The 21888-nt window shown below is 58.8% G+C and carries 18 protein-coding genes; 12 read left to right on the forward strand and 6 right to left on the reverse strand.

Translation table 11 applies throughout. From position 1 onward, the window contains the following. Window positions 1-4 precede the first annotated feature (4 nt). Window positions 5-1033, forward strand: coding sequence for a 23S rRNA pseudouridine(2604) synthase RluF (rluF, locus tag ABEA08_RS14920; protein ID WP_345336147.1), 1029 nt, complete (start codon window positions 5-7; stop codon window positions 1031-1033). A 63-nt stretch (window positions 1034-1096) separates the two neighbouring features. On the opposite strand, the gene ABEA08_RS14925 is transcribed toward rluF, so the two are convergent. Together ABEA08_RS14925 and typA are read right to left on the reverse strand one after the other, a co-directional pair. Next, complete coding sequence (locus tag ABEA08_RS14925) at window positions 1097-1729, reverse strand: YidC/Oxa1 family membrane protein insertase (protein ID WP_345336148.1); 633 nt, start codon at window positions 1727-1729, stop codon at window positions 1097-1099. Window positions 1730-1887: 158 nt separating this feature from the next. Continuing rightward, window positions 1888-3708, reverse strand: coding sequence for a translational GTPase TypA (gene typA, locus ABEA08_RS14930; RefSeq protein ID WP_345336149.1), 1821 nt, complete (start codon window positions 3706-3708; stop codon window positions 1888-1890). A gap of 451 nt (window positions 3709-4159) precedes the next feature. Between typA and glnA the strand changes: the two genes are divergently transcribed. The 4 genes from glnA (at window position 4160) to glnG (ending at window position 8810) form a co-directional block, all read left to right on the forward strand. Next, the gene (gene glnA, locus ABEA08_RS14935; protein WP_345336151.1) at window positions 4160-5569 is read left to right on the forward strand and encodes a glutamate--ammonia ligase; all 1410 of its coding nucleotides are present in this window, start codon (window positions 4160-4162) and stop codon (window positions 5567-5569) included. Between the two features lie 159 nt (window positions 5570-5728). Continuing rightward, window positions 5729-6280, forward strand: coding sequence for a DUF4124 domain-containing protein (locus tag ABEA08_RS14940; RefSeq protein WP_345336152.1), 552 nt, complete (start codon window positions 5729-5731; stop codon window positions 6278-6280). A gap of 77 nt (window positions 6281-6357) precedes the next feature. Continuing rightward, a complete protein-coding gene (glnL, locus tag ABEA08_RS14945) occupies window positions 6358-7413 on the forward strand; it encodes a nitrogen regulation protein NR(II) (protein ID WP_345336154.1) in 1056 nt (351 codons plus the stop codon). Next, window positions 7410-8810 carry a nitrogen regulation protein NR(I) gene (gene glnG / locus ABEA08_RS14950; protein ID WP_345336155.1) on the forward strand — a complete coding sequence of 467 codons (1401 nt, stop codon included), beginning with the start codon at window positions 7410-7412 and terminating at the stop codon, window positions 8808-8810. Before glnL ends, glnG begins: the two co-directional genes overlap by 4 nt. Before the next feature lie 72 nt (window positions 8811-8882). Here glnG and fieF read toward each other — a convergent pair whose 3' ends face one another. Beyond that, the gene (fieF, locus tag ABEA08_RS14955; protein ID WP_345336156.1) at window positions 8883-9773 is read right to left on the reverse strand and encodes a cation efflux pump FieF; all 891 of its coding nucleotides are present in this window, start codon (window positions 9771-9773) and stop codon (window positions 8883-8885) included. 191 nt (window positions 9774-9964) lie between these two features. Here fieF and ABEA08_RS14960 point away from each other — a divergent pair, with 191 nt between their 5' ends. Both ABEA08_RS14960 and ABEA08_RS14965 read left to right on the forward strand, forming a co-directional pair. Beyond that, window positions 9965-10666 carry a response regulator gene (locus ABEA08_RS14960; RefSeq protein WP_345336157.1) on the forward strand — a complete coding sequence of 234 codons (702 nt, stop codon included), beginning with the start codon at window positions 9965-9967 and terminating at the stop codon, window positions 10664-10666. Further along, window positions 10666-12048, forward strand: a complete 1383-nt coding sequence (locus tag ABEA08_RS14965) for an ATP-binding protein (protein ID WP_345336158.1) — start codon at window positions 10666-10668, stop codon at window positions 12046-12048. The genes ABEA08_RS14960 and ABEA08_RS14965 overlap by 1 nt, the downstream gene beginning before the upstream one ends. Window positions 12049-12065: 17 nt before the next feature. Here the strand turns inward: ABEA08_RS14965 and ABEA08_RS14970 are convergent, their stop codons facing one another. Continuing rightward, window positions 12066-12764, reverse strand: a complete 699-nt coding sequence (locus ABEA08_RS14970; RefSeq protein WP_345336159.1) for a sulfurtransferase — start codon at window positions 12762-12764, stop codon at window positions 12066-12068. 284 nt (window positions 12765-13048) lie between these two features. On the opposite strand from ABEA08_RS14970, the gene ABEA08_RS14975 reads away from it, so the two are divergent. After that, the gene (locus tag ABEA08_RS14975; RefSeq protein ID WP_345336160.1) at window positions 13049-13513 is read left to right on the forward strand and encodes a tRNA (cytidine(34)-2'-O)-methyltransferase; all 465 of its coding nucleotides are present in this window, start codon (window positions 13049-13051) and stop codon (window positions 13511-13513) included. Between the two features lie 69 nt (window positions 13514-13582). Beyond that, window positions 13583-14110, forward strand: a complete 528-nt coding sequence (locus ABEA08_RS14980) for a DUF2058 domain-containing protein (protein WP_345336162.1) — start codon at window positions 13583-13585, stop codon at window positions 14108-14110. A 94-nt stretch (window positions 14111-14204) separates the two neighbouring features. Here ABEA08_RS14980 and ABEA08_RS14985 read toward each other — a convergent pair whose 3' ends face one another. Further along, window positions 14205-14600, reverse strand: coding sequence for a YbaY family lipoprotein (locus ABEA08_RS14985; RefSeq protein ID WP_345336163.1), 396 nt, complete (start codon window positions 14598-14600; stop codon window positions 14205-14207). Window positions 14601-14844: 244 nt separating this feature from the next. On the opposite strand from ABEA08_RS14985, the gene ABEA08_RS14990 reads away from it, so the two are divergent. Further along, window positions 14845-17790 carry a hypothetical protein gene (locus ABEA08_RS14990; RefSeq protein WP_345336164.1) on the forward strand — a complete coding sequence of 982 codons (2946 nt, stop codon included), beginning with the start codon at window positions 14845-14847 and terminating at the stop codon, window positions 17788-17790. Between the two features lie 58 nt (window positions 17791-17848). On the opposite strand, the gene ABEA08_RS14995 is transcribed toward ABEA08_RS14990, so the two are convergent. Then, window positions 17849-18541 (reverse strand): DUF2461 domain-containing protein, encoded by a 693-nt coding sequence (locus tag ABEA08_RS14995; protein WP_345336166.1) that lies wholly within the window; start codon window positions 18539-18541, stop codon window positions 17849-17851. A 163-nt stretch (window positions 18542-18704) separates the two neighbouring features. Between ABEA08_RS14995 and fusA the strand changes: the two genes are divergently transcribed. Together fusA and ABEA08_RS15005 are read left to right on the forward strand one after the other, a co-directional pair. Continuing rightward, complete coding sequence (gene fusA, locus ABEA08_RS15000) at window positions 18705-20735, forward strand: elongation factor G (protein ID WP_345336167.1); 2031 nt, start codon at window positions 18705-18707, stop codon at window positions 20733-20735. A gap of 95 nt (window positions 20736-20830) precedes the next feature. Continuing rightward, a complete protein-coding gene (locus tag ABEA08_RS15005) occupies window positions 20831-21862 on the forward strand; it encodes a P1 family peptidase (RefSeq protein WP_345336168.1) in 1032 nt (343 codons plus the stop codon). Window positions 21863-21888 lie beyond the last annotated feature (26 nt).

The following is a 21888-nucleotide window of genomic DNA, read 5'->3' on the forward strand; positions in this document are numbered from 1 at the left end:
CACCATGACCGAAAAACGCCTCAATAAATTCATCAGCGAATCCGGCTTCTGCTCCCGCCGCGAGGCGGACAGACTGATCGAGCAGAATCGTGTCACCATCAATGGTCGTCATCCTGAGCTTGGCACCAAGGTGCAGCCCGGTGACAGCGTCGAGGTCGACGGCAAGCGGATCAAAGCCAGCGCCAGCGACAAGGCGGATCGGGTCTACATCGCCTACAACAAGCCGATCGGGATCACCTGCACCACCGAGGGCGACGTCGAAGGCAACATCATCGACGCCATCGGCCATAAAAAGCGGATCTTCCCCATTGGTCGCCTAGATAAACCCTCCGAAGGGCTGATCTTCCTGACCAGCGACGGCGACATCGTCAATAAGATCCTGCGCGCCGAGAACGCCCACGACAAAGAGTACGTGGTGACCGTCGATAAGCCGATCAGCGAACGTTTCCTCGAGCGCATGGCCCGTGGCGTGCCCATTCTTGGCACCGTGACCAAGCCGTGCAAGGTCAGCGTGGTGAGCAAGTTCGTGTTTAAGATCGTGCTGACCCAGGGCCTCAACCGCCAGATCCGCCGCATGTGTGAGTTCCTCGACTACGAAGTGCTGGCGTTGAAGCGCACCCGCATCATGAACGTCTCGGTCGAGGGCTTGCGTCCGGGCCAGTGGCGCGATCTCACCGCGGTTGAGATGGCCGAGCTCAACGCCGCCGTCGCTGGCTCAAGCAAAACCGCGGTCGAGGGCCACATCAGCCCGGCCAAGCGGATCAAGCCCGGCCAGCGTCAAGCAGAGCCGCGCCCGCGCAGCGGCGAGCCACGTCGCCCCTCCGGCCAGGGCGAAGGCCGTGGCGTCTTGGGTAAGCCGCTGCCAACCCGAGCAAGCGGTCAGCGCCGCTATGAGATGAACGACGATCGGGGCGGCGATGCGCCATCCAAACCGAAACAGCACTACAACAATCCGAACAAGCCAATGGACAATAAGCCCGCCAAGCCAAAGAAAAGCGGTGGTAGTACCCTGACGCTCAAGCGTAAAGGCTAACCCAGTAGACAAAGCAAACCGGCGCCCAATGGCGCCGGTTTTTGTTATGTCAGACGGTAACCATCATCTGGCTTGGGCTGACTCACGCTGCTGACGCAGATACAGGGTTTGCAGCAGGCCAAAGGCGCTGGATACACTCCAGTACAGCGCCACGCAGGCTGGAAAGCTAAACCAAGCCAACGCCCCGACCAACAGCGGCACCGCGCATTGCAGCAGGAGTGGCATATCACTGCCCGGCATCAACCACAGGCTGAGCCCGGTCAACAACGTGACCAACACGGCCAGCACGGCATCTGGGCGAGCGAGATCGGCGATCCAGCCCCACCCGCCGCTCAGTTGCCAACGACCGAGGGCCTGGATCATCCCTAGGCCAAACAGCGACTGACCCGCCATATTCGTCATGCCTGCCCGGCTCAACAGCTGCACCCCATGCTGGCGATACAACCCCATCGTTGCCTTGCTCAGGCCGGCAGGATCATCGGCATATTCGCGCTTCAGCTGCGCCAAATGAGGCCTCAGCGCCTTGAGCCGTTGTTGATTGGCTTGTTGATCCAAGGCTGCACGCAGCGATAGCGGCAATAACACGAGGCGCACCAGCGCCGTCAGCATCAGCATGCCACCGACGGCGTTCAGATCTAAGGCCATTGAGAGGGTGTACATTGTCTGGATCAAGCCATCCAACAGGATGTGCCACATACTGCATTTCCTTACGCAGGTGATTGAATATCCAAGATAGCATCCGGCCATTCGCGGCACAATCCATCAACAACTCTGCCTCGTCGCCAACCGTTTGTCCGGATCAAAAAAGCCCCGCTCTTGCGAGCGGGGCTTTTATCGTATCAAGCGAATGCCAATTACTTGGCTTGACGGCTGTCGCGCTTACGCTCGTTTTCAGTCAGCAGCTTCTTACGGATACGGATGTTTTCTGGAGTCACTTCCACCAACTCATCAACGTCGATGAATTCCAGGGCTTGTTCCAAAGACATGTTCAACGCCGGGGTCAGGGTCTGCGCTTCGTCCGTACCGGAGGCACGTACGTTGGTCAGCTGCTTGCCTTTCAGCGCGTTCACGGTCAGGTCGTTGTCACGGCTGTGAATGCCGATAACCATGCCTTCGTACACTTCGGTACCGTGGCCAACCATCATGCGACCACGGGCCTGCAGGTTAAACAGGGCGTTGGTCAGAGCCTTGCCGGTCGCGTTGGCGATCATAACGCCGTTAGAACGGGCGCTGGCCATGCCACCTTTGAAAGGACCGTACTGCATGAACGTGTGGTACAGCAGACCGGAACCCGAGGTGATGGTCATGAACTCGGTCTGGAAACCGATCAGGCCACGGGATGGCATGATGAAGTCCATACGGATACGACCTTTACCGTCAGGCGCCATGTCGGTCAGCTCTGCTTTACGCAGACCCATTTTCTCCATGATGGTGCCCTGATGCGCTTCTTCCACATCGATGGTGACGGTTTCATACGGTTCTTCAGTCTGACCGTCAACTTCGCGCATGATCACTTCTGGACGGGATACCGCCAGCTCGTAACCTTCACGACGCATGTTTTCGATCAGGATACCCAGGTGCAGCTCACCACGACCGGATACCTTGAACTGATCCGGGTTAGCGGTTTCTTCAACGCGCAGTGCAACGTTGTGTACCAGTTCTTTTTGCAGACGCTCCAGGATGTTACGTGAAGTCACGTACTTACCTTCCTGACCACAGAAAGGAGAAGTGTTGACCTGGAAGGTCATGGTTACGGTTGGCTCATCAACAGACAGTGGTGGCAGTGCTTCCACTTCGTGAGGACAGCAAACGGTATCGGAGATCTTCAGCTCACCCAGACCGGTGATGGCGATGATGTCACCCGCTTCCGCTTCTTCAATTTCGTGGCGTTCCAGGCCCATGTAGCCCATCACTTTACCCACTTTACCGTTGCGAACCTTACCGCCGGCACATTCGATGGTCACCTGCTGGTTAACCTTCACTTTACCACGGGAAACACGACCAACGCCGATAACGCCCAGGTAAGAGTTGTAGTCCAGCTGAGAGATCTGCATCTGGAAAGAACCTTCCGCGTCACCCGCAGGCTCGGAAACTTCGTCCACGATGGTTTGGAACAGATCGGTCATGTCTTCTTTTTGAACGCCTTCTTCGCTAGAAGCCCAGCCGTTCAGTGCGGAAGCGTAAACCACCTTGAAATCCAACTGTTCGTCGGTCGCACCCAGGTTGTCGAACAGGTCAAATACCTGATCCATCACCCAGTCAGGACGAGCGCCTGGCTTGTCGATCTTGTTGATCACCACGATTGGCTTCAGGCCCAAAGCAAAGGCTTTCTGGGTCACGAAGCGGGTCTGTGGCATCGGGCCTTCTTGAGCGTCAACCAGCAGCAGCACGGAATCCACCATGGACATGACACGCTCTACTTCACCACCGAAGTCGGCGTGTCCTGGGGTGTCCACGATGTTGATGCGGTAGTCGTTCCACTTAATGGCGGTGTTCTTCGCCAAAATGGTAATGCCACGCTCTTTTTCAATATCGTTGGAATCCATCACGCGCTCGTCGAGATCAACGCGCGCGTCTAAGGTGCCGGACTGGCCCAACAGTTTATCAACCAGGGTCGTTTTACCGTGGTCAACGTGCGCGATGATCGCCACGTTACGTAGGTTCTTGATGCTCAAAGTGGTCTCTCCGGGCAAAGGGGTACTAGGAAAAACCCGGCCTTTAATTAGGTCCAGGTTCATGACGACCCCTTCGCGGGGTAAATTCTGGGCGGCGATTGTACTGGAAACCGGTCAAAACCGCGACAACAAAGCATGGTCTAAATCAGATAAATTCTCCACGAACCATGCTACAACAAGATGAAAACAAGAAATGGTCCGCGCCCAGCGGGCTGGATCGCGGCCAAAAAACGGCTCGGAGCGCGGCTGCATTCCTCATTTGAGTGCAAAGCACCAAAATGGTGCATCTGGTCAAATTTTGCGAACCATATTGGTGCAACGCGGCCGTACACCACAAGAACAAACAACAACACTCCTTTTATATCAGTCACTTAAAAAGTTGGCACAACCTTAGCTTTAACCGTGCCAGCTTAGTTTGCCGCTCTATATTCTGCCATTGGAGGCTCTTAGGATGTCCATCGAAAACGTATTGAACCTGATTGAAGAACACGACGTAAAATTCGTCGACCTGCGCTTTACCGACACCAAGGGGAAGGAACAGCACGTTTCTATTCCTGTAAACCAGATCGACGCTGACTTCTTCGAAGAAGGCAAGATGTTCGATGGCTCCTCCATTCAGGGTTGGAAAGGGATCAACGAATCCGACATGATCCTGATGCCGGATCCGGCCACCGCCGTTCTGTGCCCGTTTACCGACGTAGAAACCCTGAACGTGCGCTGTGACATCATCGAGCCTGCCACCATGGAAGGCTACGATCGCGATCCGCGTTCCATCGCCAAGCGTGCCAAGTCCTTCATGCAATCCACCGGCATCGCCGATGATGTGTTCTTCGGCCCAGAGCCTGAGTTCTTCCTGTTTGATGACGTCAAGTACAAGACCGACATGTCCGGCTCCATGTACAAGATCGACGCAGAAGAGGCCTCCTGGAACTCTGACAAACACTACGAAGGCGGCAACAAAGGTCACCGTCCTGGCGTGAAAGGTGGCTATTTCCCCGTATCGCCAGTGGATTCGGCGCAAGATATCCGCTCCGCCATGTGTCTGGTACTGGAAGAGATGGGTCAAACCGTTGAAGCACACCACCACGAAGTAGCCACCGCGGGCCAGAACGAAATTGCCTGTAAGTTCAACAGCATTGTTGAGAAGGCCGATGAGATCCAGGTGATGAAGTACGTGATCCACAACGTGGCCCACGCCTACAACAAGTCTGCCACCTTTATGCCTAAGCCCGTGGTTGGCGATAACGGCTCTGGCATGCACTGCCACCAGTCCCTGAGCAAGAACGGTGAAAACCTGTTTGCCGGCGACAAGTACGGCGGTCTGTCCGAGATGGCGCTGCACTACATCGGCGGTATCATCAAGCACGCCCGTGCCATCAACGCCTTTGCTAACGCGTCCACCAACTCGTACAAGCGTCTGGTTCCTGGCTTCGAAGCCCCGGTGATGCTGGCCTACTCCGCCCGTAACCGCTCCGCTTCCATCCGTATTCCAGTGGTACCAAGCCCGAAAGGCCGTCGTATCGAAGTGCGCTTCCCAGATCCAACCGCCAACCCATACCTGGCCTTCTCTGCCATGCTGATGGCGGGCCTGGACGGGATCATCAACAAGATCCACCCAGGCGAAGCGATGGACAAGGATCTGTACGATCTGCCAGCGGAAGAAGCGGCCGAGATCCCAACCGTTGCCTCCAGCCTGACTCAGGCTCTGGAAGCCCTCGACGCAGACCGTGAGTTCCTGACTGCCGGTGGCGTCTTCTCCAACGATTTCATCGACTCTTACATCGCCTTGAAAGAAGCGGAAGTAGAGCGTCTGAACATGACCACGCACCCGGTCGAATTCGAGATGTACTACAGCGTGTAAGCGCGAGCCAGCTACGGGAAGTAGAACCGCCTCTGCACCCTAAAAAACAATAAGATCGAAGAGGCAAGCTCCAAACCCACCCTGTCACCCAGGGTGGGTTTTTTTTCGCCCGCCAAGCCACTACACTCGGAGGTAACTTCATCCTGAACGGAGTCCTCCATGTCCGCCAAACCGTTACTGCTGTGCTTGCTGATCGCCTTTGGTAGCAACGCCCAGATCTACAAATGGGTCGACGACGACGGCAAGGTACATTACTCCGACAAGCCCCGATCGGGTGCAACGGCGGTCAGCCTCAAGCCGGGCAGCACCGTCCACCTACCCACGTCGACGCGCTCCCTCTCCACCGAGTCACAGGCCGACGAGCAGATCGCCTATCGCATTGATCTGATCGCCCCCGAAGACGAGGCCACGGTCCGCAACAATCAGGGACAGCTGGATCTGCAGATCGCGCTGGAGCCCGCACTCGCCGCTGATCACCGCGTCCAGCTTTGGCTTGATGGCCGCTTAAGCCGTACCTTGGGCAGTGGCGGTTCCTTTGCCTTGGATGACCTTGATCGCGGGGAACATCAACTGCAAGCCAAGGTGATTGATAAAAGCGGCAAAGTCCTTGCATTAAGTCCTACACGGACCGTATTTATGCACCGCCACTCACGCTTGTTCCCCGCAGCAGGCGCTCAGCCCAAGGTTTTGCCCGCAACCGGCCAAAACTGACCGGCAGACATTGCACCAAACTGGTGCAATGTTAAGGTGGTGCATCATCGCAGCGCAGGCGAAAAGGATGCACCACTATGGGTAGCCCCCCAGATCCACAACTATTGAACCACCTATCGACCGCTATTCTGGTGCTGGATCAAGAGCAGCGGGTGCAATACGCCAACATGGCCGCCGAGCAACTGCTTGGCCTCAGCTGCCGGCGTATGCGAGGCTGCCTGTTTGCCGAGCTCTACAGCCAGATCTCGGCCGAGCAAGCCGCACTGGCACAAGCGCTCAGTGGCGAGCAAGGCCAAGCCCTGTACGCCCTATCGCTGCTGACCCTGGACAACCAACATCACACGGTCGATCTCGCTTTTACTCCGCTGGAGGATCAGCGGATGCTGATCGAAGCCCGCACCGTGGATCAGCAACACAGGATCAGCCAAGAGCTGCAACAGTACGCCCAGCATCACGCCGCCCAACTCTTGGTTCGCGGCCTGGCGCATGAGATCAAGAATCCGCTCGGCGGGCTGCGCGGTGCGGCGCAGCTACTCAACATGGAGCTGGAAAGCGATGAGCTCAAGGAGTTCACCGGGATCATCATTGAGCAGGCCGACCGCTTGCGTAATCTGGTCGACCGCCTACTGGGGCCTCAGCATCCGGGCAACTGGGCGCGCAGCAACATCCACCGTTTGCTGGAGCAAACCAGCCGCCTGTGCCAGATAGAAACCGCCGAACTGCTGCTTATCGAGCGCGACTACGATCCCTCCATTCCTGATTTCATGATGGACAGTGAGCAGTTGCAGCAAGCCCTGCTCAACATCATCCGCAATGCGGTGCAGGCCATGGGCGGACGCGGCCAACTCACCCTGAAAACCCGCAGCAAAGGCGGGATCACCATAGCAGGGGTACGCCATCGGCAAGTAGTGGCGATCAGCATCATCGATAACGGCCCGGGGATCCCCTCAGAGGTACGTGACACCCTGTTTTACCCCATGGTTACCAGCAAAGCCGATGGCAGCGGCCTCGGTCTGTCCATTGCCCAGAACATCGTCAGCCAACACCAAGGTCGGATCGATCTGGAAAGCTGGCCTGGCCACACCGAATTCACCCTGCTATTGCCACTGATCTTTACCAAGGAGGCGTTGTGAGCGAACAAGTTTGGATCCTCGATGACGACAGTTCCATCCGCTGGGTACTGGAGCGTGCCCTCAAACGCGCCCAGATCAGCTGCGCCAGCTTCGCCAATGCCGAATCGCTTTGGCAGGCACTGGGCGTCAGCCAGCCGAGCGTGATCCTGTCGGATATCCGCATGCCTGGCACCGACGGCCTCACCCTACTGACTCGGATCAAGGGCGAATTCCCCGATCTGCCGGTGCTGATCATGACCGCCCATTCCGATCTGGACAGCGCCGTCGGCGCCTATCAGTCCGGCGCGTTCGAATACCTACCCAAGCCGTTCGACATCGACGAGGCCATCGCCTTAGTACGCCGGGCACTGGAGCACAGCGCCAGCAAGGTGAAGAAGAGCAAAGCCAAGATCGAAGCGATGCCGGAGATCATCGGCGAAGCCCCGGCGATGCAGGAAGTGTTCCGCGCCATTGGCCGACTCGCCCGCTCCTCCATCAGCGTGCTAATCAACGGCCAATCGGGCACAGGTAAAGAGCTGGTGGCCAGCGCATTGCACAAACACAGCCCACGCGCCGAGCACCCCTTTGTCGCGCTGAATATGGCCGCTATCCCCAAGGATCTGATCGAGTCTGAGCTGTTCGGCCATGAAAAAGGCGCCTTCACCGGTGCCGGCGGCCAGCGCCAGGGCCGATTCGAGCAAGCCAATGGCGGCACCCTGTTTCTCGATGAGATCGGCGATATGCCACTGGACGTGCAAACCCGCCTGCTGCGGGTCCTGTCCGACGGCCAGTTCTACCGGGTCGGTGGCCACCACCCGGTCAAAGTGGACGTGCGGATCGTCGCCGCCACCCACCAAGATCTGGAGCAGCGCGTCGGCGATGGGCAATTCCGCGAGGATCTGTTCCATCGCCTCAATGTGATCCGCATTCAGCTGCCCGCCCTGAAGGATCGCTGCGAGGATATCCCGGCGCTGACCCGACACTTCCTCACCAGTGCGGCCAAAGAGTTAGGCGGCGATCCCAAACGCCTAAGCGAAGCGGCAGAGAAACGCCTGTGCCAATTCAGCTGGCCCGGCAACGTGCGTCAACTGGAAAATGCCTGCCGCTGGATGACCGTGATGGCCTCCGGTCAGGAGATCCTGGAGGCCGATCTCCCCCCCGAGCTGAGTCGCACGCCCTCCGGCACCGCCCCCACTCAGGGCGACGACTGGACCGAGCTGCTGGCCCACTGGGTCGATCAGGCCTTGGCCAATGGCGAAGCCGATCTGCTCAGCCAGGCCCAGCCTGCGTTTGAGCGCACCCTGCTCAAGGTCGCCCTGCGCCACAGCCATGGCCACAAGCAAGACGCCGCCCGGCTGCTGGGCTGGGGCCGCAATACCCTGACCCGCAAACTGAAAGAACTGAAGATGGAAGGGTAAATTCGAGCGGCGAGGGAAAGGGCCAGGTCACATCATCCCCGCCGTGAGTACGCCACCCGACGCGCGGCATGCTCAAACCGGATCTTCATGCACGATCACGTCCGCACCGGGAAATTCCGTGCGGATCCGCTGCTCAACCGCATCGGCGACGCCATGGGCTTGCAACAAGGTCAGCGCCCCATCCAACTCCAGGTGCAACTGGACACAAAGCCGATTGCCCGACAGCCGGGTCCGCAGATCGTGATAGCCCCGCACCTGAGGATCATGCTGCACCAGCGCCACCACGCGCTGACGCACCTCGGGATCGGCCTCACGATCGAGCAGTAACTGCACCGCCTCATGACCCAGCCCCCAGGCCCCATAACCGATGTACAGCGCGATCAGCACAGCAAACACCCCATCGGCCCACAACACGCCCATCCCCGCCAACACCAAAGCCAACAGCACCGCCGCATTGAGCAGCAGATCCGAGCGATAGTGCAACGCATCGGCGGCGATGGCGCTCGAGCCGGTGATCGCCACCGCCCGGCGCTGCAGCGCCAGCAACGCCAGCGTCATCACAATGGCAAACAACGTCACCCCGATCCCCAGCGCGGAACGCTCCAGCAACTGGGGCGATAGCACCCGCTCAACCCCATGAAACAACAGCAGCAGTGCCGAGCCAAGGATAAAGCCGGACTGCACCAGGGTCGCCAGCGGCTCCGCCTTGCCATGGCCAAAACGATGATCACTGTCCGCCGGAACCAGAGCCACGCGCAGCGCGTAGAAGTTCACCATCGACGCCATCGCATCCATCATCGAGTCCGTCAACGAAGCCAACAGGCTGGCCGAGCCGGAATAGAACCAGGCCGCCAGCTTCGCCACGATCAGGATCAACGCCGTCGCCACCGAGGCACGAGTGGCCCATTTGATCCAAAATGCGTACTGAGCTGGTGACGCAACGGAACCGCGAACAGCTGGCATAACTCCACTCACCAAAGAGAAAGACTGCCCTAAGTTTACCAGAAGGATCACGCTGGCCGAGTTCGCTTCGCTGCCGATATCACACTCTGTTCGAAAAGCGGGTGATTGAGGGGTAAAACAGTGTAAATGCCGCTTGGGCCGACCAGACCCATAGGTTAGGCTTTAACGAATACGACTTATGAGGGCAAATCATGAACCGCATCCTGCTGGTGGAAGACGACAAGGGCCTGTCCGAACTGCTGGGCCAACTGCTGGAATTAGAAGGCTTCGATCCCACGATCTGTCAGGATGGCCCCTCCGGTTTAGCGGCGGCGCAAAGCGGCAACCACGACATCGTCCTGCTCGATGTCATGCTGCCGGGCATGAATGGCTTCGATATCCTACGTCAACTGCGCCAGAGCAGCGATGTACCGGTACTGATGCTGACCGCCAAAGGCGACGACATCGATCGGGTCGTCGGGCTTGAGATCGGCGCCGATGACTATCTGCCCAAACCCTTCAACGATCGTGAGCTGATCGCGCGGATCCGCGCCATCCTGCGTCGCACCAAAGACAACACCCACGAGCGTGACAAGGAAACCAGTAACGACAGCGAGCAAGTGGCCCACAGCGATCTGCTGCTCTACCCGCGCCGCCAGGAAGCCTGGGCCCGCGACGAACAGCTGATACTGACCGCCACCGAATTCACCCTGCTACTCGAACTGGTGCGCCACAGCGGCGAGGTGATCAGCAAAGAGACCCTGTCGCAGGATGTGCTCGGCAAGAAACTGATGCCGTTTGACCGCAGCCTGGATATGCACCTGTCGAACCTGCGTCGCAAGCTGCCGGAGCGACTCGACGGTCGCCCACGGGTCAAAACCGTCCGCGGCAAAGGCTACATTTGGCTCGACTAATGCGCCAACCCAACCATCTGTTTTTCAAACTGCTGCTGGCATTTTGGATCACCACCTCACTGATCCTGGTGTTGGTGATCGGCCTGCCCTACCTGCAGAAACAGCTGGATCGGGACGACATTGATCCACGCCACGAGAAGACCCTCGAGAGCGTGGCGGAGCGACTGGAGCGGGCCGATGGGCGCGCCCTGGTCAGCATTGGCGAACTCCTGCGTCAGGAGCAGTCGCGCCAGAGCCGCAACAAACGGATGCAGTTCTATGTGGTGAATAACATTGGTCAGCCGATCAGCACCGCGCCCCGCTTCCTGCCACAGGACGTTCGAGATTTCCTGCTGGAACAGAAAAACTATCAACAGCCGAAAACCTTTCGCTTCAGCAGCAGCTTGGTCTCCGGCCCCCTGCCGGTCTACCTGCAGGACGATCAGTATTATCTGATCGGCCGACTCAAGACGGGTCGCCAGCGCCACTTCCTGTTCTCTCTGACCGACGAGCCCTGGGCATTGCTGTTGCTGTCCATCACCTTCTCCGGGCTGGTGTTTGGCATGCTGGCCTGGCACTTGGGCAAACCTCTGCGCCATCTGCGCGAAGCCGCCGGCGCCCTGGCCAGCGGCGATCTGGACGCTCGGATCAACGGCAGTACGCTCAACCGACGGGATGAGATCGGCCAACTGGGCCGCAGCTTTAACCAGATGGCCGATTCAGTCACCACCATGCTGAAGGGCCAACAACGCCTGCTGTCGGACATCTCCCATGAGCTGCGCACGCCGCTGACCCGGCAGAAGCTGGGCCTGGCCTTGGCGCGCAAAAAGCACGGTGACAATCCGGAGCTACAGCGGATCGGCCGAGAAGCCGATCACCTCGAGCAGATGATCAGCGAGCTGCTGGCCCTGTCGCGGATGAACATGCAGATCACCGAGCGCAAACACCCGATGGATCTCAGCGACGCGCTGCGCCCCATGCTGGAAGACGCCCGCTTTGAGGCCGAGCAACTGGGTAAAAGCCTGCGCTTCGAGCTGCCCGACTCGCTGCCCTTCCATGGGATCGAAACCCTGCTGCTGCGCGCGGTTGAAAACCCACTCCGCAACGCCCTGCGTTATGCCCAGCATCAGGTCGACGTGCGTGTCACCGCCCAATCACGCACCCTGCAGATCCAGATCCGTGATGACGGCCCCGGTGTGCCTGAGCCCGAGCTGGAAACCATCTTTAAGCCCTTCTATCGGGTGGATGAAGCGCGCGACAGAGACAGCGGCGGCTGGGGTCTTGGGCTGGCGATCACCCTCGGCGCGATCGAGGCCCACCTAGGCCAGATCGAAGCCAGCAATCGCGTGCCACAGGGCTTGATGGTCACCATCACCCTGCCGCTGGATCCCCGCAGCCACTGAGCCGACGCCCGAGCCCGCTACTCCTCGCCAACAGCGAGCGGCAGTGACGGCTCGGCGCCCCACTCACTCCACGAACCGTCGTAGACCGACCAATCGGTGTAGCCCGCCTGCTGCGCCGCCAACGCCAACACGCAAGCCGTGACCCCACTGCCGCAGCTGAAGATCAGCCGATGCTGGGCCGTGGCACCCACGGCCTCAAACGCCGCCCGCAACTCCGCTTGTGGCCGCAACCGCCCTTGCACCAACAAACGGTCGAAAGGCAGATTCACCGAGCCGGGGATATGGCCAGCCCGTACCCCGGGCCGCGGCTCCGCCACACGACCGGCAAAACGCGCAGCGCCGCGCGCGTCGATCACCCGCACCCGCGGCTGCGCCAGGCTGGCCAGCACCGTCTCCGCATCACAGCAGCGCTGCGCACGCCATCGCGCCGAATAACGCGACGGCTCAATGTCCCTCGGTGCCGAGGTATTCACTGGTAATCCGGCTCGCTGCCAAGCGGGCAAACCGCCATTCAAAACCGCCACCTGCTCGTGGCCCATCGCCTGCAGCAACCACCAGGCCCGAGCCGCCGAAAACAACCCGAGGCTGTCGTACACCACCACGGGTCGCTCCCGCACCACACCCTGTGCCGACATCGCCGCCGCAAACCGCGACGCCGAGGGCACCATGTGCGGCGCCGGGTGGCTCGGATCGGCACAGGCCTGATCCAGATCCATAAACCCCGCCGCTGGCATCGAGCAACTGGATCGCCCCCTGCGCCATGCTTTGTGCCAGAGTGTCCACCTCGATCAGATCAGAAATTTGTGTCATCGCCTCGCCTTATCCAGAGTGCCTGCCCTCAGCCTACAAACAATGGCCACGAAGATCTGCCCCCTTGCTGCCTTCGCCGGCAAAGAGAGATCGCTTTCCACTTGCGGCCCACATCAATTTCTGCCTGTCCCCTTGCGTCGCGCGCCGAAGCCAAGTACAAGAAGCAGCAAACCCATACAGGAGCCTCGGCATGTTTGAGATCGCCCTTTACGAGCCGGAGATCGCCCCCAATACCGGCGCCATCATCCGCCTGTGCGCCAACAACGGTTGCCGCCTGCATCTGATCGAACCCATGGGGTTTGATATGGAAGAGAAGAAACTGCGCCGCGCCGGACTGGACTATGCCGAGCTCACCTCGGTGATCCGTTACCCCGACTACGCCGCCTTTCAAGCGGCCATGGCGGGCCGGCGGATCTTCGCCCTGACCACCAAAGGCAGCCGGCCCCACACCGAGCCCAGCTACCAGCCGGGCGATGTGCTGATGTTTGGCCCGGAAAGCCGCGGACTGCCCGCCGACGTGCGCGACGCCATCCCGGGCGAGCAACGGATCCGCATTCCCATGGTGGCCGATGCCCGCAGCCTGAACCTGGCCAATGCGGTGTCCATCGTCAGCTACGAAGCCTGGCGTCAGCACGACTTCGCCGGCGCGCTATAAGCTCTGATACACTGAGCAAGAACGCCGACCGCCATTGCGGCCTCTGAATCGAGTTACGAGAAACGTACCATGTCACTGCAAGACCAACTGATGAAGGCTGGCCTCGTCTCCAAGCATGACGCCAAGAAAGCCAACAAAGCCAAACACCGGGCCCTGAAATCCGGTAAGAAATTTGTCAACGAAGCCAAACAAGATGCGGCACAGAAACGGGTTGACCAAGCCGAGCGCGATCGCCAGTTGAACGCTGAGCGCAAAGCCGAAGCGGACAAGAAAGCGCTGCAGGCCCAGATCCGCCAGCTTATCACCGTTAATGCGCAGAACCGCGACCGCGGCGAGATCGCCTACAACTTCTCCGACAGCGGCAAGATCACCAAGATCTTCGTCACCGAGAAATTGCAGCAAGGGCTGATCAACGGTCAATTGGCCATCGCCAAGCTCGATGACAGCTACCACCTGATCCCCACCGGCGTCGCCGACAAGGTCGCGCAACGGGATGACAGCTTTATCGTGCTGCTCAACGACCGCAATGCCGAGGCTGAGGTGGACGAGGACGACCCGTACGCTGATTACCAGATCCCCGACGATCTGATGTGGTAAGCCGGTCCGCGCCGTGTGCGCCACCGCAAAAAGGCCCGCGCTGTCGACAGCGCGGGCCTTTTTTGTCGATTGATCTTGTCCGTTGAGCACGGGGCTACTGCCCGACCGCCTGCAGCAGGATGCGATTGTCCCCCTCAAACGGGTTTTCGTGGGACGGACTGATAAAGCGCAACTCGCCCCGCTCCTCGATCCGAACCGACAAAGAGTAGGTCATGCGAGGATCGATCAAGTCCGGATCGTAATCGATCACAAAGGCAAACGGCGGCGGCCCCTGAACCTGCTGAGTTTGCTTGGCGATCACCGTCGCCGCCACATCCTGTCGGGACACATCTTGCAGGCTGATGGTCATCACGCTGCCTAGCGCCGCGATCACCCGCTCGCGGTAAAACGCCTCGCCCGAGATCTGAACCATCGCCTTCGGCTCCGGCGCCGGCCCGCATCCGCCCAGCCCCAACAGCGCCACCAGCGCCATACCGCCCCATAGCTTCATTGGTTTATCTCCTATCACTCTCACTCAAACAGCTAGGAGCATAAATGATCGGTCTGGGCGATGCATACACCGGGTTTGCACTAGTGAAAAAAACGCCGCCACTCAACCATTCCCCCCCCTAAAACTTACCAGGCAATTTGATCCACAACCAAGAAGAAGGCAGCATGACATAGATATCATCGCTAAGTGATACGCTCGAGGTTCCCCTCTGACCGTACAAGTACCCATCGTAAAGGAGCAAGGAATGCACTTTTTAAAAACGGGGATAGTTGCACTGTCTCTATCCGCTTTGCTCACCGCCTGTGGCGGTGGCAGCGACAGCAATCCCACAGAGCCACCTGTGGTCGAGCCGCCCCCACCGACAACCTACACGCTGACTATCGCCGGGATCGCCACCGATGCTCCCATTGCCAATGCCGCGATCACGGCAATCGTGGGAGAGCAAAGCTATACCACCACCGCAGCCGCCGACGGTACCTACAGTCTGGATATCGAGTACCAAGATGGCGATTTGAACCCGAATGATTGGGTGATGCTCAACGCCAAGGGCGAAGGTTCACAGGCCCACATTGAGTTGGCAAGCAATATCGGAACCTTTGGCCTGGTTAATGAGTTGGCTGGCGACAACGCTACCCTTGATGCCGAAGCCAGCCACCGCACCAAGATCACCCAAGTATCAACGGCCAGCTATCTGCTGACCGCCGGATCCGAGGTCGCCACTGATGAAGCGCTGGCAGAAGCAGAAGCTGCCCTTGATGGCGACCAATTGCTCGAACTCAGTGGCTTGATCAAACTCATTGCCGACGACCCCGACTTTAGCGTCCCCGTGGGTGAGACCATCCTATCGACCCTGAACAAGGACAGCGGCAGCGTCAGCGACAACATTCAAAGCTATTTGGAAGAGAATGATCTGGTCGACGAGAATGGCGCCCCCACCGAAGCCTTTGAAGAAGCGTTAGCGCAGGCCATCGAAGACACGGTAACCGATCCCGCAGTAACCCAAGGCTTTAGCGCCGAAGAGCTGATCGGAACCAACGTCAACACCGTCAATATCACCACCGGCTGGGTTGCGCTTAATGGCGACGTTCTTCACCTTAATGAAGACGGCACCGCCTCCGTTGGCGCGCACGGCTCATACAACAGCATCACCAATGACATTGGCGCCCAGTGGCAACTCGATGAGGCCGGCACACTGCAATTACTCTATGAAGCAAACGGTGCTGTGTATTATCAGCTTATGAGTATTGGCGTCATAGCCGACCAATGGGGTGAAGACGTCGCTCAGCAACTGCTTGATCAGGATTATCAGTTCCAACCGATCCCGGTCATTCGTCAATTGCTCTCCACCAGAGTGGCCAAAATTGTCGGCAGCGGCAGCGACAGCGCGAAGGTATCACTCAAAACCGTTTCCTCCTACACGCTGGATCTCAGCGAGGTTTCTGGCATCGAGTGGGTCGGTGATCTACCCACTTATGAGCAAACAGATACCTATGCTCAGCTTTGGCACCCAGCAGTCAATATCAACTCCCTATGGCAGGAAGCCCCCGTAGGCCAGTGGGCGCTTCCGATGCCCGTGATGCTCGAAGGGTTGGACGACACTGAAGCGCAGCAATACTTCGCTCACGTACAAATCACCCTCGAAGAAAATGGCAACATCACCGACCCAGAGGGTGTTCCTCTTGGGGCATGGGACTTTACCGATGGATCTCTGGTGCTCTCGACCAATGATGGTTGGACAGTGAACTATCAGGCAATAGCGCAAAGCGAAGGGCTGTACAGTGCGGTGCTTACCACCCAAAAAGGCACCCTGAAGCAAAGCAGCATTAATTGGATCGCTCAATTTGATCCTGAGAGAAACACCTTAGAGCAGGATCTTATCCAAGAGATCCCCTACATATTGGGCACGTGGATTAACGGCTGGATGGCGAGCTCTGGTAATCCGGATAAGCCAACATTTAACTCTATTTGGGGCTACTCCCTGAGCGCTGATGGCAGCATGGCTCGAGTCAGTGCATATGAGGAGTATGATGAAAGCACAGACGCCTACTATGACTCGCATTTCGGCGCTGAAAACGATTATGGGTGGACGTGGCAACAAGAAGCCGAGGATGAATTCTCCTATCAAGGCAGCCTCGACTATGGGGATATGGTCCTTTCTCGCAAGCGTAACTGGACAGTCATTGCCACCATGGAAGACGGTCGGCATCTGGTGCTAGAGCGCAGCATTTTGACTTACGACTTTATTAACGATGCCATATCAGACCAAAGCGGCTACTTCGTTTTCCCCCGCATTAATGTTTTGTCTCCGGTGGATTTATCTCAATTTACCGAAGCCTACCAACGCTCACTGGACATGGGGACGCTTGTTGGCCCCGCCCCGGTAAACAAGTTCGATCCGGACCGCTTCAACAACAAAACGGTCTATGACGTCTACTTCGAAGAGCCCTCCATCGACCAAGGCCACGTTGAGCAATGTGAGAACATGACATTAGCTAACGCCATGCAGTTCAATGCCGACGGCACCGGCTCCTCCATAGAGGCATGTGATGGCAAGTTGTATGACTTTGATTGGGCACTGGAGCAGGACAACCGAGTACTGATGCTCGACTTTAGCGGCACTCATCTGCAATTCGTGGTCGCCGGTGAGATGATGACCGACGTCGATGCCCGAACAGCTTGCTGGGTCGACAGCGAAGACATCAGCACCGCCGAAGCCGCAATTGCAGTGGCCGAAGCGGGCTGCGATCCAGAGCAGTCCGGTTTTCCCACTGACTTCTATTTTGAGCAGCCCGAGTTACCCTACAACCGCTTTGACGAAAGCACCTTTGCCGTCGGCCAAACTGTCTATGCCGTTGATGCCCAAGGTCAAACCGACTGCGGTGAAGAGCAGCTGAAGTTTGAATTCACCGAAGAGGGAATCGGTACCATCACGGTGCTGTGTGGCAATGAGAGCTTCAGCTTTGATTGGCAGATGGTCATCGGTCGCCAGGTTATGGTGTTTAACCCAGAGGTGTCTGGGGCAGACAATGATCAATACATCGTGGCAGGCGAGCTCACTGATAACGATGGGGGTCAGCAATACTGCTGGATCGACGATAGCGAGGTGATCTCCGCCCGACAAGCACTGGATATTTGTCGTTCAGAGGGATCGGTCGACGGCGAATTTGGTCTGTCCGATCCGAGCCAGTAAGCGATAAAACAACCAACGCCGGCGCTGTCGCCGGCGTTTTTATGATCCCTTCACAGCCTCAAAACGGCACCCCCACCGCTCGACACAGGAAGCGCATAAAGGGATCGGCGCCCTCAAAGGCCTCCTCCATCAAGTCCAGCAACCCTTCGCCCAACACCTGCTCATCACGCAAAGGCATCACCCCGATATAGTCCTTGCGCTTAAGATCCGCCAGCATAGGGTTGTCCTTGTCATACCCTTTGGGTGGACGAACCAAGCTGTTCCCCTGCAACGTAAAGCGGGTGCAAAACTCGCCGTCATCCCGCGCCGCTAACCAGCGGATATGAGACCGGTCAATGGCGTCTCGAATGGCCGCCAGCGCCTTGGGATCGGGCCGCCATAAACCCACGCCGAGGAAGCACTGCCCCGGCTCGACGTGAAGGTAGTAGCCAGGCGCATGCACGTCTTTGCCCAGATCGTGACGAAACTGGATCCCCACATTGGTTTTGATCGGCGACTTGTCCTTGGCAAAGCGCGTATCTCGATAAGGCCGCATCAAGGAGCCCCCAACCTTTTTCGGCAGCGCCTGAAAGCGGGGCGCAAACTCGGCCAGTCTCGGCGCGAAACTGGCGATCAGATCCAGCGCCGGGCCGCGCACCTCGGCTTCGTAGCGGGGCTTTCGGTCGTTAAACCACTGGCGTTGATTGTTGGCGTACAACTCGGTCAAAAACGCCAATGTTTGCTGAGAAAAATAGCCGCTCGCTTGTCCCATTTGTTCGCTCCTAACATCCGATTTGAGGACTATTCTGGATCCTCACCAAAGGCTTATTCGTTTCGATCAGGATCGCGCCCAATAGTGATCCCGGTCAAGTCTCGGCGTGATTGGCCCCCCTATAGTCAAGAAGGACGGGACTCAAGGACCTAAGGAGGCATGTATGCCCGCGCGACACACAGAACAGATCCGGAATATCGCCCTGCTCGGTCATACCGGCAGTGGCAAATCCAGTCTAATCGAAGCCCTACTCTATCGGGCCGACGCGATCCATCACCGTGGCAGGGTCGACAGCGGCACTAACCATGCCGACTTCACTCCGCAAGAGATCCAACACCATCACAGCCTCGAAACCTCATTCCTCTCGCTCGACCATCACGACCACCACATCAATCTCATCGACACCCCGGGACTGCCCGATTTCTATGGCCGTGCCCAGATGGCACTGCCCGCCGTCGAGAGCGTCTTACTGGTGATCAACGCCGGACGCGGCATCGAGCAGATCGCCCAGCGCGCCTTCGAGGACGCCCGCCGCCAGGGCCGCTCAGTGCTGATCGTGATCAACCACATCGACGGCAACGAAGCCCAGTTGGCCGCGGTGCTGGATCAGATCCAGGTCCAGTTTGGCCACGGCTGCCTGCCGCTGAATCTGCCCGCCGCCGACGGCAAGTCGGTGGTCGATTGCTATTTTGACCCCGACGAAGCGACACCGACCCTGTTTGGCGACATCAAGAGCTGCCACGATGAGTTGATCGACACCGTGGTGGAGCAAGACGAAGCCCTGATGGAGCTCTATCTGGAGCAGGATGAGTCGATCTCACCGCAGCAGCTGCACGCGCCACTGGAGAAGGCCCTGCGTCAGGGGCAACTGGTGCCGGTCTGCTTTACCAGCGCCGAGCAAGATATCGGCCTGGGTCACCTGCTGGATGTGTTAGCTCAGGTGATGCCCAACCCGATGGAAGCCAACCCACCCCAATTCGTCAACGGTTTTGGCGACGACGCCAAAACCGTCACCATCAGCGCCGAGCCAGAAGCGCACCTGCTGGCCCACGTCTTCCGTATCGCCATCGATCCCTTTATCGGCCGCCTCGGTGTGTTCCGGATCCACCAAGGCAGCATGCGCACCGGTCAAAAGCTGTTTATCGGCGCCGAGCGCAAGCCGGTCAAGATCAGCCATCTGCTCAAACTGCAGGGCAAACGTCAGTTGGAGATCCCGGCGGCATTACCCGGCGATATCTGCGCACTGGCCAAGATCGACGGCCTGGAGGTCGGCGCGATCCTGCACGACAATCACGAAGAAGATCACTTCCACATGCTCGAGCCCACCCTGCCCCAGCCGCTGTTCGGCTTGGCGGTTCGGCCGAAAAAGCGTGGTGACGAGCAGAAACTGGCGGAAGTGCTGCACAAACTCGTCGCCGAAGATCCCAGCCTGCACATCCATCATGCCAGCGAAGAGAACCAGACCGTGCTGCAGGGCTTGGGGGATCTGCACGTACAGATCGCCCTGGAAAAAGCCCAACAGGTCTTTAAGCTCGATATGGAAACCGAGCGCCCGGCCGTTGCCTACCGGGAAACCATCAGTGGCAATGGCGAAGCCCGCTACCGCCACAAAAAGCAAAGTGGTGGCGCAGGCCAGTTTGGCGAAGTCGCCCTGCGGGTCGAATCTCTGCCCCGTGGCCAAGGCTTCGAGTTCACCAGCAAGGTGGTCGGCGGGGCGATCCCAGGCCAGTTTATCCCTGCGGTGGAGAAGGGGGTGCGTGAAGCGATGAACGAAGGCGTCCTCGCCGGTTTCCCGATGCAGGATATCCGGGTAGTGGTATTGGATGGCAAGCACCATCCGGTCGACTCCAAGGAGATCGCCTTCCATATGGCGGGCAAGAAGGCCTTCCTCGAGGCGGTGCAGCAGGCGCAACCTGTGATCCTCGAGCCCATCGTCGACATGAACGTTCAGGTCAATCAGGACAAGGTGGGTGACATCACCGGCGATCTCAGTGCCCACCGCGCCATGGTGTGTGGCACCGAGGCGGGTGACAACCATCAGGTCACCATCAATGCCGAGGCGCCCCTGGCCGCACTGGACGATTACGCCACCCGACTCAAGGCGATAACCGGCGGTGAAGGCCAGATGAGCATGGCCTTCAATCGCTACGACATCATGCCGGAAACCGTTCAAAACCAGCTACTGCAACACTGAGCCTAACGCGGCGCCGTATTTCACGGCGCCGCCTCTTGTCATCTTTGCTGAGCCCCACTAGGCTTTCATCACCGCAAAACACACAGCAAATTAAGATGATAAAAGCCTACCTCGGCGCCGCGATGGCGCTTCTTTTAAGCCTGAGTCACGCCTACGCTACCGACCAAACCACCCCCGAGCTGTTTCAGATCCAAGGCCTTAAGCTGGGCCAGATCAGCGATCCAGAAGGCCTCACCGGGATCACCGTCTTGCGCTTCGATCAAGGCGCCACCGCCTCGGTGGATGTGCGTGGCGCGGCCCCGGGCACCCGCGAGACCGATCTGCTCAAGCCGGAAAATCTGGTGGATAAGGTCCATGCCATCGTCCTGTCCGGCGGCAGCGCATTTGGTCTCGATGCCATGAGCGGCGTTGCCCACCAGTTGGAGCGGGATGGGATCGGCTTTGATACCGGCGTGGCCCAGGTGCCGATCGTCACCGGTGCCGTGCTGTTTGATCTTGCCCTGGGCAACCCCAGATCCCGCCCCGACTTTGCCATGGGCGCCGCCGCCACCCGCGCCGCTAACCGGACTGATGCCAAACAGGGCAATGTCGGCGCAGGAACCGGCGCTAGCGCCGGTAAGATCCGCGGCATGGCCCACGCCACCAAGACCGGCCTGGGGATCGAAACCCTGTCACTGGACAACGGCCTGGTGATCGCCGCCATCGTCGCCGTCAATGCCTGGGGCGACGTCTATAACCGCCAAGGCGATCAGATCGCCGGCACCCGCAACGACGAAGGCGACGGCTTTGTCTCCGGCACTGAGCTGATCAAACAAGGCGCGGCGGCAACGGGGTTTGTCGGCCGCAATACCACTATCGGTGCCATCGTCACTAACGCCACCCTGACCAAATCCGAAGCGCTCAAGGTGGCCCAGGTGGCCCACGATGGCTTTGGCCGCGCCATCCGCCCGGTGCATACCCTCAATGATGGTGACGTGATCTTCGCCGCAGGAACCGGCGAGATCGGCGCCGTTAACGTCAATACCTTGGGTGTTCTCGCCGCGGAGGTAATGGAAACCGCCATCCACAATGCCGTCCACCAAGCCGAAGCTTCCGGTGGTTTACCGGCCGCTCGCGACATAAAATAGGCCCATCGAGATCTTGTCCCTGCGCC

This window comes from Ferrimonas pelagia (assembly GCF_039543565.1).
Taxonomy (GTDB): Bacteria; Pseudomonadota; Gammaproteobacteria; order Enterobacterales; family Shewanellaceae; genus Ferrimonas; species Ferrimonas pelagia.